This window comes from Macromonas nakdongensis (assembly GCF_002837145.1).
Lineage (GTDB): Bacteria > Pseudomonadota > Gammaproteobacteria > Burkholderiales > Burkholderiaceae_C > Macromonas_B > Macromonas_B nakdongensis.
In genome coordinates, this window is record NZ_NWMV01000019.1 from 3,560 (window position 1) to 25,213 (window position 21,654).

The window sequence follows — 21,654 nt, forward strand, 5'->3', positions numbered from 1 at the left end:
ATGGAAAATCAAGGTCCATCCCGCCGCAACGGCGGCCCGCGCACCCCATCTCTGCTGCCTTTGGGCTTTCAGCCCAGCCAGTTGTGGTCGAAGCTGCAGGACACCTACAGCCAATGGCGCGACAAGCGCGAAACGGCCGTGCATGGTGCCGATCTGACCGGTCAACCGCCCGCGCGCGTGCGGGCCCGCATGAAGGCTCGCGCCCGGCACGGCCAGGGGTTTGGCCTGGAAGCGGTGGAGCCGCGCTTGCTGTTGTCGGCGGATTTGTCGTACACGGCCGTGGCCGACAGCGATCTGACCTTGCGCTTTGACGATGGCACCGAGATGGTGCAACTGGTGGATTCCAGCTCCTCGTTCGTATACGACGACATCGCATTGGCCAGCATCGTGGGTGACGACGGTCGGATCGATCTGACCCTGGATTCGGACGGCCACGGCGTGACCTTGCTTCTGGACACCAGCCTGACGGACGCTGTCGGCGTGTCAGGCATCAAGATTGTGGGGGGAGCGGGGAACGACGACCTGACGGTAACCGGGGAGGGCGCGGCGGGAAAGGCGTTGACCGTTGAGGCGGAACAGATCACCGCGATGGGCTCGCTGAGTGCCGATTCGCTGACGTTCACGGCGCTGGCACAGTCCGACGGCTCGGTGCCGCTGGCCACGGATTACCTTGGCCTGTACCTGGTGGCGGACGCGAACGCGTCGATCGACCTGAGTGGCGCCACCCTGGACATTGTCGGGGCCGTGGTGCTGACGGCGACCACGGACGTGGACGTGGTCGCCAATCCGGCCACCTTTGGCAATGGTGCTTTGGCCCTCACCGGGCTGGCCGTGCTGGGTTCGGCCGAGATCAAGATGCACAACACCACCTTGAGCGCCGCCAGCCTGGACGCCGACACGGTGATGGACGTGACCTACCAACTCGCCACCAGCGGGCAGACGCCGACGAACGACGGCGAGGACGCGGCGGTCACCATCGTGTACCTGGAAACCGTGTCCAGCGTCGTGGTGTCGGGCAACGCCAGTTTGCAGGTGGACGGGGCCGTGGGCCTGAACGCCAGCACGCTGGCCAATGTGGCGGCCACGGCCGACGGTGGCGGTGCCGACTTCGGTGCAACCATGGCGCTGACCATCGTCAACCTCAGCACCCAGGCGGTGGTGACCGGCAGCGCCGCCATCACCGGGCGCAACAACAACGACGACCCCGACAGCGTGACGGTGGCCGCGACGCTGGGCAGCAGCATGACCAGTACCGCAACGTCCACGACCGGTGGCGCAACCGACGGCGGTGGCAGCAACCGTTCGCAGCAACGCCTGCAAGACCCCAATGGCGATGCCGACACCAGCGACCAGGTGTCCACTGGCGACGGCGGGCTCAACTTCGCCGGTGCGCTGGCGTTGTCGTTTTATGACAGCGACACCGAGGCCCGGGTGGACACGGGGGGCAATTTGCGTTCGGCCAACGCCCTGGCGGTGCACGCCCTGGCCACCGAGACCGTGAGCACCAGCGCCAACGGCACCAACACCGGCGACACGGCCGATGGGGTTGGCGTGGCCGTGGCCTTTGCCAAGACCGACAGCCACACCCGCGCGGTGGTGGGTGGTTCGTCCCTGATTCATGCCGCGGGTGGCGTGGACGTGGATGCCGAACTGGCGGGGGGCGACAGCTTCACCGTCAGCGCGGTGTCGGGCGCCGGTGATGCCAGTGAGCTGGGCGTGGCGGGCGCGGTGGCCATCCATGTGCTGGACACGGCCGCCACGGCGGAGGTGACGGGCACCACTGTGCTGGATGCAGGCACCAACCTGACGGTGAGTGCCAGCAACACCACCCACGCCAGCACCACCGCGGCGCCCCATGACACCGGCGTGGTGTCGGAAAACGGCATCGGGGCTTCGCTGGCCGTGGCGGCCATCGACAACAGCAGCACCGCGCGCCTGGCCAATGGCGCCACGCTGAGCGGCGCGGGCGATGTCACCCTGTCTGCCACCGGCCACTACACCCTCGACACCACGGCCACGGCGGGCGGTGGCGGTTCCAGCGTGGGTATTGGTGGGGCGTTTGCCATCACCGTGGCCAGCAACACCACCCAGGCCTATGTGGGCACGGGCGACCTGCTGGACATCAGCGGCTCGTTGGAGGCCCTGGTGCAGCACCACGGTGCCACCACGACCACTGCCGACGGCGATGCCTTGGGCGGTGACACGGCGGTGGGGGCGGCCATTGCGCTGAGCTTTGTGGACGACGTGGCCGAAGCCTACCTTGCGCGCGATGTGACGGCCGGTGGCCGCGTGAACTTGCACGTGGATGCCGACGCCAGCGTCAGCACCACGGCCACCGCGTCGGCGGGTGGTGCCGATGCGGAGGAAGACTCCGACAACAACGGCGACAGCACCGACGACACGGCCGACAAGCAATTGGGCAAGCAGGTGGACTTGGCCAACGACACGTCGGGCAAGAGCAACTCGACCGGGCAGTCCGCCAGCGACGGTGGCGGAGGCTCCGTGGGCGTGGCGGCCGCACTGGCGCTGAACGTGTCGTCGGCCAGTGCGCGGGCGCTCATCCTCGGGGGCAGCACGGTCACGGCCGGTGACGAGGTGGTGTTGAGCAGCGCGCTGGACGCCGACGCCGAGGCGGTGGCCGACGGGGCGGCCACGACGGGCGAGGCCAGCGACACCGCGGTGGGCGTGGCCGTGGCCATCAACGTGTCCAACGTGGAGAACACCGCCTTGCTGGGGGCCGGAGCCTTCGTGGCCAGCCAGGGCTTTGGCGCCAGCGCCACCATGAAGGGGGGCGACACGGCGCGGCACAAAACCAAGGCCAAGGCGACCTCGGGTGCCAGCGCGGGCGAGACCGGTGTGGCCGGTTCCTTCGCGTTGAACGTGAGCAACCAGGGCAGCGCTTCGGGCACGCGCGCCGCGATCGACGGTTCGGTGGAAGCGGGCAACGGCGACGTGAGGATCGAAGCCGAGAACCTGACCGAGAACACCGTGGAAGCCACGGCAGCGGTCACTGGCGACGCGGCCACGGGCGTGGGCGTGTCCCTCGGCATCCACGTGGTGGACAACGTGACCGAGGCTCAGATCCTGGGCGCGCTCACCGGCGGTGACGACGTGACCCTGGTGGCGACGGGCGAGCACGACACCACCACCACCGCCTCGGGTGGTGCCAACCCGACCGCCCCAGATGCCACGGGTGTGGGTGGCTCCTTTGCCATCACCGTGGCAGACAACCGCACACTGGCCCAGTTGGACGGGGGCGATGCACTTGACGTCGGCGGCAGCCTGACGGCCTCCGCCCACCACCACGGCCACACCCTGACCCACGCCGACGGCGATGCCGCTGGCAGCACGGCGGTGGGGGCTGCGATTGCCCTGAGCTTTGTGGACGACGTGGCCGAAGCCAGCACGCTGCGCAGCATCACCGCCGATGGGGCGGTGGGCTTTGCCGCGCACGCGGACGGCAGCGCCGAGGCGCTGGCCACGGCCTCGGTGGCCGGGGCCAGCAGCGACGAAGATGAAGGCGGCGGCACCGCCAACGAACAACTGACCAAGCAAAAGAGCACCGCCAACGACAAGGCTGGCCCTGGTGCGGCCACGACGCCCACAGAGGCCAGTGCCGACGATGGCAGTGGCGGCTCGGTCGGCGTGGCGGCGGCGTTGGCGCTCAACGTGTCCAGTGCCAGCGCCGAGGCGCTGCTCAGCGGGCCCAGCGTGGTGGTGACCGCGGACGGCGGCGCGGTGACGTTGGCCTCGTCGAACAACATGGACGCCCTGGCCAGTGCGGACGGCTCGCCCGTGGAACTGGACCCGGGCGCCGATCCCGGCGACCCCGCCGCCACGGCGGTGGGCGCGGCGGTGGCCATCAACGTGGCCGACATGCGCAACGTGGCGTTGGTGACCAGCGGCGTCACGGTGAGCGGTGTGGGCTTCAGCGCCACGGCCACGATGAAGGACGTGGAGGGCGACGAGCTGCACCGTTTTGGCGCCATGGCCAAGTCGGGCGCCGCGGCCGGCGAGACCGGCGTGGCTGGCTCCTTCGCGCTGAACATCGTCAACCCGGCCAGCGGGTCGGTGACGGAGGCGGCGGTCAAGACAGGGGCTTCTGTCGATGCAAACTTTGGCAGCGTCACCATCACGGCTGGGAATCTCAGTGAGAGCGAGGCGTGCGCCGAGGCATCTGCCACTGCAGGCAAGACTGGCGTGGGCGCGTCCATCGCTATTCATGTGATCGACCACGTGACCGAGGCGCAGATCGAAAGTAGCGCCACGCTCAGCGAGGGCCAGAACGTCACCCTGAGCGCCACCGGGCAGCACGACAACACCACCTACGCCCAGGGCGGTGCGGGAGGCGAAAACGCCACCACCGCGGTGGGCGGCTCGTTCGCCCTGACCATTGCCGACCAGAACACGCTGGCCAGCGTGGGCACTGGGGCGGGCCTGGACATCACCGGCAGCTTCAGCGCCACGGCCACGCACCACGGGTTTACCGAGACCGAGGCCGAAGGCAAGGCCGAAGCGGCCGACACGGCGGTGGGCGCAGCCATTGCCTTGAGCTTCGTGGACGATTCCGCGAAGGCCACGGTGTCGCGCAGCATCACGGCCGATGGCTCGGTGGCCTTGACGGCCAGCACCGACGGCGTCACCCTGGCCCAGGCCACTGCTTCCGCCAAGGGGGCGGACAAGGATGAGGAATCTGCCAAGGCTGGCGGCGACAGTGCCGACCAGCAGGTGGGCAAACAGACGCAAGTGGCCAACAGCAAGAACGCCGGGGCGGACAAGTCTGCTGGGGCAAATGCGTCTGCCAACGACGGCAGCGGAGGTTCGGTCGGGGTCGGTGCGGCGGTGGCGCTCAATATTGCCAAGAGCACCGCAGAGGCCTCCATCCTTGGGGGCGGCACCCACATCGTGGCCGATGCGGATGACGATGCCACCGGTGGCGTGACGCTGCTGTCCAGCAACAACATGGACGCCCGGGCCATCGCCGACGGCCAAGCGGTGGGGGGCACGGTCACGACGGCGGTGGGGATTGCCGTGGCCGTCAACGTGGCGGACATGCGCAACAGTGCTGCCGTGGCCACGGGGGTCGAGGTGGATGGCCATGGATTCTCGGCACGGGCCTTGATGAAGACGGTGAACGGTGACAGCACCCACCGTTACGAGGCCAAAGCCACCTCGGGTGCGGGGGGGGCCGACACGGAAACCGGTGTGGCAGGCTCCTTTGCACTGAACATTGTCAACCCGGCTGCGGCGTCTGTGACCGAGGCCGCCATCCGCTCGGGGGCCGATGTGGATGCCCGAGCCGGCGATGTCGTCATTCGGGCCGAGAGCACCACGGATTCCAAGGTGCGCGCCGAGGCAGCTACCACCGGGGGCAGCGATGCCACTGGGGTGGGCGCCTCGATTGCGGTGCACGTGGTTGACAACGATGTGCGAGCACGCATTGAGAGTGGCGGTGTGCTGCGTGGCGGGGACGACCTGACCCTGTCCGCCACCGGCCACCACACCACCACCACCTATGCCGCGGGCGGCGCCAGTGGCGGGGGCACCAGCGTGGGGGGCTCGTTCGCCATCACCGTGGCCGATGGCAACCACACCGACGCCAGCGTGGGCACCTCCGGCACGGCCCTGGATATCACCGGCAACTACAGTGCCAGCGCCACGCACACGGGCGTGACGAACACCACGGCCAAGGGCAATGCCACGGGCAACACCGCCATTGGCGCGGCAATTGCCTTGAACATCGTGGACGACCAGGGCGCGGCCACCCTGAACCGCAACCTCACGGCCGATGGCGATGTGTTGCTGCAGGCGGTGGTGGGTGGGGCCTCCTTTGCCAAGGCCGAGTCCTCGGCCGCAGGGGCCAAGAAAGACGACGGCGGCAACAGCAAGGCCGACGGCCAGATCTCGCAACAAAAATCGCTGGCCGACCAAAAGAACGGTGCGGGCAGCAATGTGAACACCGGTCCCTCGGCCTCCACCAACACCAGTGGCACCGGCGGAGGTGAACAGCAAGTGAGTGTGGCGGCCTCGCTGGGCCTGAACGTGGCCGAGGCCACCGCGCGCACGGCCGTCTTGGCCGGGCGCACCGTCATCGCTGGGGATGGTGTGGGCGCGGGAGATGTGGCCTTGCGTTCCTCGAACCACATGGATGCCCGTGCCGACGCCGACGGCTCGGCCAAAGCCACTTCGTCCGACGGCAGCACGGCTGTGGGTGTTGCAGTGGCCATCAATGTGGCCGAGCTGGTGAATGAGGCCCTGGTGGGCAACGGTGCCACGGTGCGGGCCGATGGCCTGGCCCTGGAAGCCACCATGCGCCCCACCGGCAATGCCAGCCACGACTTTGAGGCCACCACCCAGTCGGGTTCCAGCGGCGCCGAAACCGGCGTGGCGGGCTCGGTTTCGATCAACGTGGCCATCACCTCCACCCGTGCGGTGTTCGGCGATGGCGGCACCGCCACCGCGGTGCTGGGTGGCAATGGCGACCTGAGTCTGCAGGCCATCAGCCACCACAGCGACACCGTGTTGGCCACCTCGTCCGCCACCTCGGCCGGCAGCGACAGCTTGGGTGCAGGCGTGTCGGTGGGGGTGAATGTGGGTATCCACGACACCATCGCCGAAACCACCCACGGCAGCAGCGTGACCACGGGCTTGGGGCAGACACTGGACGACGTGACGGTGAAGGCCGACAGCAGCAATACCGTCAAGACCGACAGCAAGGCCGGTGCGGGCGGCAGCACCGCCGTGGGCGGTGCCATTTCGGTGACCTACAGCGAAAACCTCACCCGCGCCCAGCTCGGCAGCAGCGCCGGTGTGCTGGCGGTGGATGGGGACATCGACATCCTGGCCTTTCATGTGTCCAGCCTGGCCAGCACCGCCGATGGAGAGGCTGCGGGGGGCGAAACCGGCGTGGGCGCCTCGGTGGCTGTCAACATCGGCACGCACGACACCAGCGCCTTGCTCGCGCGCAGCATTTCGGGCACGCCCGATACCCTGGATGTGCAGACCCGCTCCTTGCTGAGTTCCACCATCGACACCACCGCCAGTGCCAAGGGCGGCTCCAGTTCGCAGGGCAAGTCGGACGAGCAGACCACCAACCAGGGCAACCTGGCGCGCTCTAAGGCCGGTGCGGCCGCCGACAAGGCGCCCACGCAAAGCGGCGAAGGCGCCATGAACAGCGCCAACACCCAGACCAGCGGCCAGGGCGGGCAGACGGTGAATTCCTCTGGCTCGGGGGGCTCCAGCGGCACCTCGGTGGCGGCCACCGTGGGCGTGAATTTCATCGGTGGTATCGCGCAGGCCCAGATCGCCGATGGCGTGAGCGTGGCCGCCAGCGGCGCGGTACGCGTGGAAACCGAACACCGCATCACCGCGCATGTCGATTCCGACTCGACCGCCACCAACACCTCGTCGGACACCGGCGTGGCGGCGGCCGTGGCGGTGAACGTGGTGGTGGTGGACGCGATCGCCGCCATTGGCAACAATGCCGACGTGCAGGGCAGCGGCGTGGCCGTGCGCGCCCATATGCCCGGCAGCGACCAGAACAGCTACAGGGTGCGCGCGCTCTCGGGCGCGGTGGGCAAAGACACTGCCGTGGGGGGCTCCATCGGCGTCAACTATGTGGACACCCTGGCCCAGGCCAGCGTCGGTGACGACAGCACCGTCACCGGCACCAGCGGCGACGTGCGGGTCGAGGCCACCAACCGCAACGGCCTGCAGAACGTGACCGGCGGCGCGGCTTTCTCCACCAATGGCACCGGCGTGGGCATTGCCGTGGCGGTGAACGTGGCCAATGGCCTGGAGGCCCGGGCCACCGTGGGCGACCGCAGCACGCTGGATGCCGGTGGTGAGGTCAGCGTGAAGGCCGACCTCACCTTGCTGCCCCAGAAACTGGACGTCAGCGAACTGGGCCCGCTGAGTGGCGTGGACATTGACCTCACCTCCTTCGCGGCGGGCCTGGCGGGTTCGGGCGGAAGCAATGTGGCCGTGGGCGGTTCGGCCAGCGTGAACGTGTTTTTCATCACCACCGAAGCCCAGGTTGGCCATGACAGCCTGCTGCGTGGCGACGCGGGGGTGACGGTGTCGGCCATGGACGAACTGCGCGTGGTGTCGGCCGCTGGCAGCATCGGCGCCTCAATGAACGGCGGCGGGGTGGGCCTGGGCTTCGACGTCGGGGTGATCACGCGCGATACCCTGGCCACTGTGGGCGCACGTTCGGACCTGGAATCCGACGATGGCGAAATCACCGTGACTGCAGATTCGAGCGACATCGTCACCTCCATTGCCGCCACCGTGGGCCTGAGCAGTGGCAGCGCGGGCGTGGCCGGTTCGGTGGGGGTGCTGGTGCTGCTGACGCAGACCCAGGCGACCCTGGCCAGCGGCAACGCACTCGACCGCAGCCGCTTGGTGGCCGGGGGTGACGTGACGGTGAGCGCGGAGGGAACGCTCGACGCCTTCATGCTGGCCGGCAGTGCGGCCTTCAGCGCGAGCAGTGCCGGCGTGGGCGTGGCCACCATCGTGCTGGTGCACGAGGACGACGTGGTGGCCAGCATCGGCGACTATGCGCAGGTGGACACCAACGGCGCCAATGGCCTGAGCGTGAGCGCCACCTCCAGCGAAGCGGTGGCCACCATCGCCGCCGCGGGCGCGGGCTCAGCCAGCAGCGCGGCGGTGGCCGGTTCGGTGGCGGTGACGGTGCTGACCGAAACCACCCGCGCCACCATTGGCGCCGACGGCGTGATCACCGCCGAGGTGGACGGTGGTACCCTCAACCCCGGTTTGGACGTCTATGCCGAGTCGCACAGCGAGTTGCTGACGATTGCCGGTTCGCTGGCGGTCTCGGGCGGCAGCGCCGGCGTGGGTGCCGGCGTGAACGTGGCCACCCTCACCAAGACCACCGAGGCCCTGGTGGGCGCCGGTACCGAGGTGGACGCCGACGGCAACGTGGTGGTGGAGGCCGACAGCCGCGAGGACGTGGGCTCCTTCTCGGTGGCCGCAGGCGTGGGCAGCAGCGCAGGCATCACGGTCACGGCCGATGTGTTTGTGTTGACGCCCACCACCCGGGCGGCCATCGGCGCCAACGCCGACATCGACACCGATGCCAGCGTGCTGGTGCAAAGCAACGACGAAACCGAGCTGGACCTGATCGTCGGGGGTGTGGCCATCGGCGGCAGCGCCGGGGTGGGCGTGGCCGCGGGCGTGGTGGTGGTGGACAAGACCAACGAGGCGCTCATCGGCAACAACGCCCAGGTGACAGGCCGGGGTGCCGACGTGGTGCAGGCCCGTGTGGGCTTGGCCAGCGAAAGCTATGTGGCAGATGCCCCATCGGACTATGAAACGCAGAGCGCCGCCGGCGCACGCCCGACCAAAGACCAGCTTGAAGGCGGTGCGCCCTCGGGCATGAACCAGTTCAACGACCTGGACCAGGACGGTGCCGACGACGGCGCCGACCAGAAAGACCCCGGCCTGAGCGGTCGGCGCGAGTACAACGCCACCAAGAGCGCCGTGCGCGGCGTGGCCGTTTCGGCCAACAGCGAAGGCGACATCGCCACCGTGGCGGTGAGTGTGGGCGGTGGTGGCTCGGTGGGCGTGGCCGTAGGGGCGGCGGTGAACGTGGTGGACGTGAAGACCACCGCCGCCATCGGCAGCGATGCCCGCATCAACCAGAACGGCACCGGCGCAGCCGGCCAGTCGGTGGCGGTGCACGCGGCCAGCGATTTCAACCACGTGGGCGTGGGGGCCGGTGTGGCCATTGCCGGTTCGGGTGCGGGCGCACCGGGTGTGGACGTGTCGGTGCTGGACATCGAAACGTCCGCCAGCATCGGTGACCGGGCCCTGGTGGATGCGGCCGACGACGTGTTGGTGAGCGCGCACGCCAGCGAAAAGGTGCTGATCGTCTCGGCTGGCTTGGCTTTCAGTGGCACGGTCAGCCTGGCCGGTGGGGTGTCGGTGTTGTCGCTGGAAGACACCACCACGGCCAGCATCGGCGCCGATGCGGTGGTGGAGGCCGGCGGTGACGTGGCCGTTGTGGCCAACGACGACACGCGTCTGACGGTGATCTCCGGCGCCGTGGCTGTGGGCGTGGGTGGGGCCGGTGCGGCCGGCTCGGTGGGGGTGACCAGCCTGCTCAAGGACACCACGGCTTCCATCGGTGACCGCGCTCAGATCGATGCGCGTGGCCAGGGGGTGAGCGGCATCGACGACGTGCTCGACGGCTCAGTGGGCAGCTCGGGTCTGGGCAGTGGCGACGGCCGCCACGGTGTCGTGGTGCAGGCCACCTCCAGCGAGGCGGTGACGCACATCGCGGTGGCCGGCGGTGTGGGCCTGTACGCCGGCATCGCCGGTGGCGTGACGGTGACACTGATCGATTCCGACACCATCGCCCGCATCGGCGACAGCGCCCAGGTGAACCAGGGGTCGGCCAACTACCTCAACCCAGGCAATACGGTCGGTACCGACCAGGGCGTGTACGTGAACGCAGGCAACCGCACCGACATCACCTCGTTTGCCGGCGCGCTGGGCGTGGGTTTTGTGGGCCTGGCCGGCGCGGTGGACTTCGGCAGCATCCAGAACGACGCAGTGGCCCAGGTGGGCAACAACGCCAAGGTCAAGGCGCGTGGCGACGTGGAGGTGCACGCCGTGGCCGACCGTTCGCTCACCGGTTACACCTTCTCGGGGGCCGGTGGCGTGGTGGGGCTTGGGGCCTCGGTTTCGGTGTGGTCGGTGGGTGAGAATTTCTCCGCGCAGTACGAAGATTCGGAGAAAGGCAGCCAGGATTCGGCCAACGCGCTGGAGGGCGAGGGTGGCTCCAGCGCGGTGAGCGATGCCGGCAGCCAGGCCGAAGGCGGTGTGAGCTCACTCACCAACGAACTGGGGGGTTTCGGCGCCGGTGCCAACGACAAGACCGCCGACTCGCGCGTGCAGGCCGGCATGCAGGGCATCAACACCCGCGTCACCGGTCGCCAGTTCAGCCAGTCCGACCTGACGAATGGCTTGAATGCAGCCATCTCCGACGACAGGGGTACGACCGCCAGCGTGGGTGAAGGCGCCGAGGTGCGTGCCGGCGACGACATCGCCATCACCGCCAACGAGCACATGGAGGTGGACCTGCTGCTGGGCAACCTGGGGGTGGGTCTGGTGGGCGCCGGTGCTTCGGTGGCGGTGCTCAACGTGTCGGGCCAGGTCAACGCCAAGGCCCACGGCAAACTTCGCGCCGAAGACAGCATCACGGTGGACGCCAACTTCCAGCAGGATGTGAACGTGCTGTCCGTCGCGCTGCAGGGTGGCTTCGTGGGCCTGGGGGCCTCGGTGGTGGTGGTCAACGACACCAGCGCCGTGCGCACCCTGGTGGGCGACAACGGCGCCGGCACCGCCGCCGCGCTGGACAGCGCGCAGACGGTGGTGCTGTCGGCACAGGCCGACCAGGACTTCCAGGTGTCCTCCACCGGTGTGCAGGTGGGGGCAGTGGCCGCCGGGGCTTCGTTCACCAAGGTCACGGTGGGCGACACGAGCGACAGCACCAAGGAGGCCAAGGTCGCCATCGCCGACAACGCCCAGATCGGTCAGGTCGATGCCATCGGCAGCCTGACGCTGAGCAGCCAATCCACCGTGGATGCCAACGCCGACACCTTTGCCCTGGCCGGTGGCGCCATCGCCGCCACCATCAACTTCGCCTTCGTCGAGATCAACACCGACACCGAGGTGTCGATGGGCCACAGCGTGACGGTGGATGCCACCGGCGCGCTGTCTTTGACGAATGAAACCAGCCACCGGGGCGAAACGGACGTGTTCGCGCTCTCGGTGGGGCTGGGCGTGGTGGGCACCAGCTTTGCCGACACGCGCGTCAACTCCACACTGAACACGTCCATCGGCAATTCGCCCGACATCCAGGCCGCCAGCCTGACCATGCGCTCGCGCCACAACGTGACCGACAGCGGCCGCGGCGCCTATGCCACGGCCGAGGCCGCCGGTGGTGGACTGTTCAGCGGGCAGGGTGCGGTGCCGGAGGCGCGCTCCAACGCCAGCGCCACCACCCGCGTGGGTACGGGCGGCAACATAGCCCTCAGCGGCGACCTCAGCGTCGTCGGCAACGTGGCCAATTACGCCAAGGCCGACACCGACGTGTTTTCCTTCGGCGGAGCGGCCATCGGCGTGACCCAGACCGTGGCCCAGGCCAACGGTGGCGCCACCACCGAATTCGGTGCGAAGATCAGCGCCGCGCAGGATGTGGAGGTTCAGGCCATCGGCACTTCGGACGCCCGTGCCACCTCGGAGGCCGCGGCCGGCGGTGTGCTGGTGGGGGTGAGCATCAACGACGCCAAGGCCACCGCCAGCCCAACGGTGAGTGCCTCCATCCTGCCCAATACCTCGATCGACGGCGTGCGCCACATCACGGTGCGCGCGGTGGGCGACGGCGAAGCCGACGCCCGGGTGGAAGGGGTGGCCATTGGCGGCTTGCTGGGGGCGGGCTCGTCCGACTCGACCGCCACCGCCAGCCCCACCGTCAACGCCCTGATCGGTGCCGGAGCACGCATCAGCGCCACCGGGCTGGTGAGCGTGGTTGCCCTGGGCGGCCCGCAAGACGGGGAGGGCTCGGGTTTCATCATCCGCTCGGCCAGTGCGGACGACGAATCGCTGCAGGTGCTGGGCCACGGCTTGAGCACCGGCCAAGTGGTCGAGTACCTGGTGAGCAACGGCACCACAGACCAGGAAATCGGTGGGCTGGACCAGTTCCTGCCCAACGCTGTGGTGATCGAAATTCCCATCGTCGGCGACGTGGTGGTCAATGTGCATCGCCAGTACGGGGTCATCAACGTGACCGACGACCAGGGCAACGTCAATGGCGACCGCATCTACCTGGGCGCCACCTTCGACACCGCGAACGTGGACAGCGACACCGAAATCATCACCTTCGTGGCGCCACACAACTTCCTGGCCGGCGACCAAGTGCGCTACTACCCCGGCGACAACCAGGCACTGGCCAATTTTGGCCTGCAAGAGGGCAAGCTCTACTTCGTGCAGCGCATTGACGACACCCGCATCCGCCTGGTGTATGGCGATTACGCCACCCAGGTCGAGCGCGACGCGGCCCGAGCCCGTGCGCTGAACCCCGATGCCTACTACAAGGCTTTCGACGCCTTGAGCAGTGTCAACGGCGGGGCCAACACCATCGCCATCACCGGTCACGGCTTCGAGACCGGTGACCTGGTGATCTACGACGCCCCCGACCCCATCACCTTTGCCACTGGGCAGGTGGACGCCTCGGTCACTTACGTCGACAGCCAGCTCAAGCTGGTGTTTCAGGACAACAACACCATCGTTTTCCTCGACGACGAAGGCAATCTGTACGAACACGGCTTTACCGACAACGAGCTGGTGGTGTACCGCGCGGTGGATGCCGGCGGTGATCCGGCCCAGGCCTCGGCCCTGACGGGTCTGGTCAACGGCGAGACCTACCGCGTGCGCACCTTGGGTGACTATGCGATTCAACTGGTGCGCAGCGAGCGCATCGTACTCAACGACGTGGACTTCTTCCTCGACAACGGGACACAGAAGTTCCTGCGCAACGACGGCGGCAGTTTTATCACCGACGGCTTCACCGCCACCGAGGACGTCAGCCTTTACTTCGATCCGTTGGACGCCCTCCTCGGTAAATGGGACATCACCGGTGTGAGCAGCAGTGCCTTGACGGTGGCCAGCAGCCCGAACTTCCAGGCTACGCGCATCGCCGACAACTCCTTCACCTTCACCGCCCAGAATGGCAGTGACCTGGCCACCATCGTCTGGTCCGAGGGCAACTTCGCCAACGAGGGGTTCGCAGCCCTGCAGACGATCGACGTGACACGCGGTGCCGTCACCACGCAGTACACCATTGCGGCGGTGTCGGGCAACCAGATTTCCCTGGTCGATGGTTCGGTGCTGGCCGCTGGTTCGGGTTCGGCGGTGATCGACCGCGGCAACCTGAGCCAGATTGCCTTCGACCAGGACGCCATCGCCATTGGCCGCCCGCAGGACTCGGTGCCCGACATCGACAACCCCGGCGCTTTTGTGCTGCGCGAGTCCAACGACACGCACACCCTGATCCGTGAAAAAGACCTGCCGCTCAGCGGCCTGCAGGACCAGAACAGCTACTACGTCGAGAAAATCAACAACGACACCATCCGCCTCTACCACGACGCGGAACGCACGCTGGTGGCGAACATCGAGCCGGTGTCCGACCCCGACGGCACCCGCACGCTCAACAGCCACCGCCTGGCCGAATTCGCGGTGGACCTCGACGCCATCGAGTACATCACCGACGGCGTGCAGATCAACGCCCTGGCCGACACCATCACCTTCCTCAACGGCGGGCACAGCTACAGCAGCGGCGACACCCTGCGCTACCGCGCGGGGGTGGGCATTGCGGCCGCCAGCGAGGGCGACGACGCCGGTACCCTGTACTACGTGCGCGTGCTCGACGCCAGCACCATCCAACTGGTAGATTCGCTGGCCAAGGCCACCAACCCCACCGCTTCGCTGGACACCTTCACCCCGGCCGACATCAACGACACCACCAATGTCATCACCCAAGTCGGCCACGGCCTGAGCAGTGGCGACGCGGTCACCTACATCGCTCCAGCCCCGGCCACCGTCGGTATGGCGGGTGTGAGCGAGGTCAGCGACAGCATCACCTTCGCCACGGCCCATGGTTTCAGCAGCGGCGACAAGGTGCTCTACACCGTCAAGGACTTCGTCAACCCCGACCCGCGCGCCAACGACCCCGATCACCCCGACTTCACCGGTCTGTTCAACGACGGCGAACTCACCGCCATTGGCGGTCTGGTCCACAACAGCGTGTACCGGGTGAAGGTGGTCAGCCCCACCAGCATCCAGCTCAAGGTCAACGACGTCGTCACCACCGATTTCTGGTTTGTGTCCGACAACGGTGTGCAGAAACTGGTACGCAGCGACCAGAAAAACTGGGCCGACAACGGGTTTGCCGCCACGCAGGTGATCCAGATCACAGGTGCTCCCGGCTACAACGGCAGCTACACCATCGGCGCTGTCAGTGGCGACACGCTCACCCTCACCGGTGGGCCGGACGTGCAGAACCAGCGCATCACCGACGAGTTCCAGTACATCCGGGGTGCGAACCCCGGGGACAAGGACCAGATCGTCTGGATCGGTGGCAGCGGTTGGGCCGCCGAAGGCTTTGCGGTGGGTCAGCAGATCCACGTGGGTGCGGCCGGCTTGAACAGCACCGGCTCGGGCGAGTTCTATACCATCGACGCCATCAGCGGCAACACCCTCACGCTTACTGCCTCGCAGCGCCTGTACAGCGTGGCCTCCGACCTCTCCAGCGTCACGCGTGGCACGGTGAACGCCACGGTAGATGTACCGGCGGTGATCCAGCTCGCGCGCCAGTATTACGACGCCCCGGCCAACACCATCCTCGACCCGGACACCCATGCCTTCGTGCGCCTGCAGGACGTGGCCATTGGCGGCCTCACCAGCAACGCCACTTACTACGTGGACGTGATCGACGCCGACCACTTCCGCCTCAAGCTCAGTCCCAGCGCGGCCGGCACGCTCAACCTGGCGCCGCGCGCCACCGACCCCAGTCTGCCTTTTGCCAACCATTTCATCGGCCAGCTGGCGGTGGACCTGGTGGCCAACCAGGCCACGGCCTCGGTGCAGCAGTTGCGCATCGACATTGCCGCCAGCTTCACCTACGTGGACGGCACCAACCCGGTGCACAGCCTGACCGGCCCAGAAGGCGTATCGCTCAGCGAACTGGTACCCAACGCCGGCGATGGCATCACCACCGCCTACGCCAAGGGCTCGGGCGGCGGTTTTGTGGGCTCCAGCGCCAACGAAGCCAAGGTCACCAGCAACCCCACCGTGAGTGCGGTGGTGGCGGCGGCACAACTCACCACCAGCGGTAGCGTGGTGGTGGGCAGCCTGGCCGAAACCCACACCACCGCCTTCGCGGTCAACGGCACCGGCGGCTTCGTGGCGGTGGGCTCGGCCAACGCCGACAGCGACCAATACCTCCAAAGCACCGCCAGCATCGCCGACAACGCTTCGGTGGTAGCGCTGGGCAACGTGACGGTGGAGGCCGATGTGGTGGCCCGCTCGGCCTCGACCTCGCGTTCCAGCGCCGGCGGCTTTGTGGGCACCGTTTACCCCAACACCGACTACGCCGAAAGCGGTGGCATCGACCAGGACACCAACGACCTGAAGTTCGCCGCCGTGGCCCGCATCGGCCAGAACGCGGTGGTGCGGGCCATCAACGGCTTGGCCCGGGTGGACGCCAACGCCTCGGTTTCCATCACTGGCAAATCCACCGGTTCGGGTATCGGCTTCGGTGGCGACGCCAGCGCCGATGTGCAGATCGACGTGGCCAGTTCGAAGAGCGAGGTGGTGATTGGGCAGAACGCCATCCTCGAAGGCAACCAGGTGCTGCTCAGCGCCACCATGGACAAGTTCTACGCCCGCGTGGAGGCCGATGGCCGTGGGGCCGGCTTCTACGGCGAGGGCACGGCCTATGCCGCGCTGTACGCCGACATCGACCTGACCATCGACCTGAAGGCCGGCGCCCAGGTGACCGGTTGGGAGGGGGTGGACTTCATCACCCGCTTTGACAACGTCGACACCCTGACCAAGACCTTCTCGCGCTCTACCGGGCTGTTCGGTTATGTGGACTCGACCACCCGGGCCGACATCCGTTTGGACTCGGCGGTGCTGGGCGCCGGTGGCGCGCTGGTGACCGCCGGTCCCCGCCCGCGCAGTGGCGAGGTGAGCGGCGACCCGATGGGGCATCCCACGGGCACCGGCATCCCCACCGGCAACGAGGAGCACCTGGCCTTCTATGTGTCCACCGACAACGGCAGCATCTCCAACGAGGTGCGGGCCAGCACCAGCAAGCGCTCGCTGGCCCTGGGTGGGTCGAGCAAGTCGCCCAACCCGGACACGGTCACCGACCAGATCGACTTCGACTCCAATGTGCTCATCCTCTCGGGCCGTTCGCCGGAGCTGCTGGTCAAGGAACTGAGCATTGCCGAAGACGGCAAGATCCTCACCGCGGTGGAGGTCACGGTCAACGACAGTGCGGGTGGCGGTGCCTCGGCGGAAGGCGAGGGCCAGAACGTCGACAGCGACACCATCGTCGTCAACGACATCACCAACCCCGGCCCGGGCGATGTGGTGTTCGTTTCGGCCGCCATTGCTGGCGCCGGCGGCACCTGGACCTTCCGCGAGACGCTCTCGCGCGTGAAGATCACCAACCGGTCCGACAAGGACATTGTCATCAACCGCATCGACGTGACCGGCGGCGACCAGGCCCTGGTGTGGTTCGATCCGCAGGCCACGGCGGTGGGGGGCACGCCGGGAGCGATGAGCTTTAACATCGTGCAGGACGTGTCGCCCACGGTCATCGAGATCCTCAACCTGGGGCCCGACGCCGATGGGGACGGCAGCGACGTCTACCTGAACGGCACCATCAACAACCCCATCGGCACCACGTCCATCGTCAACACCGTGGGATCGGTGTACGGCACGGGCAACCGCGACAGCAACTCGCTGGTGCGCACCAACATCCTCAAGATCGACGCCCGCGACAATGTGGGCACCGTGACACTGGGCTCCGAAAGCATTCCCGGCTACTCGGCCGACCGCGTCAACGTGGACATCGTGGATGCGGCAGGGTTGCCACAGGGTGCGAACTTCCGCACCAACCTGGTCAACAGCACCACCCACCAGATCGTGCTGGGGCAATCCAACCCCTTTGTGACCGGTCAACTGGTGCAATACGTCAAGACCAGCGGTGCCGACATCACCGGACTGACCAGTGGTGGTTACTACTACACCGTGGTGTCTGACGATGGACTGAGTGTTGGCCTTGCTGAGACCCTCGGAGGGGAAGTTATCGAAATTGGCGCGGCGGGCAGCCCGACCGACACCCACACTTTGACGGCCAAAGAGCAATTCACGGTGGATGCCGGTGACAACGTGGGCATGGACCTGCGCGCCCTGCAGCGCATGGATGGTGCCAATTACATCGTCGACATCGACCGCGTGAGCGCGGGCAACGACATCGACCTGTTGCTGCAGTCCAGCCTGAACCAGACCGGGGGCGGCCTGTATGGCGGCATCCTGGTCAAGTGGGACAACGAGCCCGGCGGCGAGACGCACTACACCTTCTTCGATCAGAACGATGGTGCTCAGCAGCCCAGGGACCGCGGGGTGTATGCCAACAGCAGCAGCAACATCGCCTCCACCTACGATTTCCGCGGTCGCAACCCGCTGAGCACCCCCGTCAAGGGCGCCTACGAGCTGGCGGGCTTGCAGGCAGGCAACAACGTCAAGGTGGTGGCGGTGGAAAACGCCAACAGCACGGCCAACCGCACGGTCAACGTGCTGGGCATTACCGAGCTTGACGTGACCGGCTCGCAGACCGGCACAGGCCACATCACCGTGCTGACCAACGGCTGGGTGGCGCTGACCGAAAAGACCGACGACCTGCGTGTGGAGAGCATCACCTCCAACTTCAGTGATGTGCTGCTGTATTCGCCCCAGCGCATCATCGACGCCACGGGCGACAGCAACGCCACCTCCGACGTGGCGGGCCGCAACATCACGATGGTGGCGGCGTCCAGCTTCGTCAACCCCGATGCGTCCGAGGTGCCGGGCGAGGTGCTCGATCCAACCCGTACCGTAGGCGCCGGCAACCCGCTGGGCGGCATTGGCCGTAGCGACAACTTCCTGGAAATCAACGTTGCCAAGGTGGACAACGCGACCGGCGTGCTGCGCGCCTACGACATGGCCAGCGCCGCGCAGACCCAGGGCATCTTCATCGACGAGATGAGCGGCAACCTCTACTTGCACACGGTCAAGACGTCCGATGACGTTTCGCTGCGCACCACGGGCGGCTCCATCCTCGACGCCAAGGTTCTGGACGATGTGGACGGCGACGCCAACGTGCTGGCCCAGTCCGTGGACCTGGACGCCAACGGCGGCAGCATCGGGCAAGTGGGCAACGACGTGGAAATCGACAGCCGCCGTGCCTCTACCGATCACGGCGACCCGCTGGCCCAGCCCCCCGTCAGCGACTACCTGCCCAACCTGGACGACTGGCTGGAAAGCGACGACGACGACGTGGGCCTGGAGGCCACCGGCGGCATCTACCTGACCGAGGTGGACGACGAGCTGCGCCTGGTGCTGGCGCACAGCTACAGCGGAAACATCCGCCTGACCGTGCGCGAGGCGGATGGTGTTGAAGGCGACACCTCGGTGGACGAAAACCTCTACCTCATCGACCACGGTCAAGCCCGCTTCGCCGAGGACGACACCACCGCCAGCAACGCAGGCGGCAACCAGCCCGACGCGCAACGCAACGTGCCACACGGGCAGATCTTTGCCGAGCAGGGCAGCGTGGAACTGCGCGTGGGTGACAACGTGTTCACCGACGAGAACGCTGAAATCCTGGCTGCCCAGGGCATCGTCATCCGTGGCGACCACATCGACAACGACGCCAACTTTGGCACCCACATGATCCTGCGCGGTCGCCTGATTGCGGGCGCGGTGGTCACCACTCTGGGCAGTGAGGGCATCGGTTCGCCCGAGGGCACCGCCACGCCCAGCTTGGCCAGCCCCTTGCACCTGACGCAGATCTTCGGCAACGCCGACGAGGACTTCTTCCAGTTCGGCGACCCCACCGGCATCGAAGGTGGCGCCAGCCAGGGCGATGCGGGCTACATCTTCATCGGCAGCAAAACCCGGGTGTACGGCTCCGCCGACGCCACGGTGGACCCGGAAGTCCGTGATGGCGACAACTTGGTGACCGATCCCGGCGACCATGGCAACGACGGCGAAGATTCTTTTAGCGTCTTTTACCTGCAAGACGCCGCCACCCGCACCTCGCCCGAGACCGCTGGCGTGGTGGCCGAGCACACCCTCACGCTCGACGGCCAGGCCGGCAGCGACAGCTACTTCATCCACACCACCGGTTCCAACGGCGTGGATAACCGCAACTACATCATCAACCTGCTCGACCACGGCCACGAAGACGACGGCGTGGACGAGGCCTTCATCTACGGCTTCGACAGCGACGTCAACGGCCTGGACGGCCTGGGCAACAAGCCCGGCGACGACATCTTCCTGCTGCGCGCGGGCCAGTACATTCCCGGTGAGCCAGATGCCGACCGACCCGGCTACGTGGCCATGCTGCACGGCCAGGTGTCCACCTACGAAGACGTCATCGTTGGTAACGAAAGCTCCACCGAAGTCCAGCGCATCAACTACGACACCGGGCTCAACGGCCGGCTGGTCGTGGAAGGGCGTGGCGGCAACGACGCCTTCTACAGCGACGACGCCACCGTCACCACCACGCTTGACGGCGGCGAAGGCTTCGACACCTTCCAGGTGGGCCAGATCTTTGGCAGCAACCGCAACGAAGCCGACGGCAACCTGTTGCCCGAGGACGTGTTCGCCAACCTCGTGGCCACCACGCGCGGTTGGCTGTCTGCCGGTGCCACGGCGCCCATGGTGGCGCTCGGCGGCAGCGGCAACGACGAGTTCCGCGTCTACTCCAACCAGTCCGCCCTCCGGCTGGAAGGCGACGACGACAACGACCTCTTCATCGTGCGCGCCTTTGCCCTGGCCGCCACGGTGGACTTCGACTGGAACAACGATGGCAAAATGAACCAGGCCGATCTGGACGACGGCGTGGCGGTGCTCAAGGCGTTGGACGAGATCTGGCGCGACGACGAGACGCAGACCGTCGTCGAGGTGGTGGCCCAGTTGCCGCCTTCGCTGGTGGGGACCTTCATTCCGCTGGCCGACTACAAAACGGCATTGGCCGCCAAGCTCAACGCCTTGCCCCTGCCGGTGGGCAGTCAGAGCCCCTTCGACGTCAACCGCGACCTCACCATCAACTACGTTGACCTCAACCTCACACAGGGCAACGTCAGCGATGACACCATCGTGCTCGACGAGGACGGCGTGGCCACACCGCAGATCGGGCGCGGCTTCTCGGTCGCGCAGGCGCCCGACATCCGCACCGGCGGCGGCGCCGACGAGGTGCGCTACAACGTCAACGCGCCGGTCTCGGTCGATGGCGGCACGGGCTTCGACAAGCTCGTCATCCTGGGCACCGAATTCGCCGACGACATCGTCATCACCAAGAACGGCATCTATGGCGCGGGGCTGAGCGTCAAGTACACCACCATCGAGGTGGTGGAGGTGGATGGCTTGGAAGGCGACGACGAGTTCTTCGTGCAGTCCACCGAATTCGGCGTGGCCTACCGCGTCATCGGCGGCCTGGGCTCCGACACCATCAACGTCGCGGGCGACGTGACCGAGGACATCGTCACCCGCGAGCTGGAAGGCGCCTCGGGCACGGTGGACCACCTCGTCACTTCCGACGACTTCCTCTACAACGGCATCGTCATCGACGGCATCGACTACAACGTGCCGGTCACGGGCGAGGGGCTGGTGGTCATCAACGAAGAAACGGGTGGCGCCACCGACGGCCGGACCGTGGTGGCCGAACGCACCGACGACCAGGCCGGCGTGTTCGACTTCTACACCGTGCGGCTGGCCGAGGCGCTCACCGGTGACCAGGTGGTCTATGTCACGGTGTCGGCGTCCCGTTCCAACCAGGAAGAGCGCGACGGCTAC

At 67.3% G+C, this 21,654-nt stretch carries 1 protein-coding gene (running past one end of the window); it reads left to right on the top strand.

All coding sequences use genetic code 11. From position 1 onward, the window contains the following. A protein-coding gene (locus CON77_RS03440) for an LEPR-XLL domain-containing protein (protein ID WP_101047744.1) crosses the window boundary here: on the top strand, positions 1 to 21,654 show its 5' portion. The gene runs 8,862 nt beyond the window's last position; the window shows 21,654 of its 30,516 coding nt (coding positions 1-21,654); its start codon is at positions 1 to 3; its stop codon lies beyond the right edge, outside the window.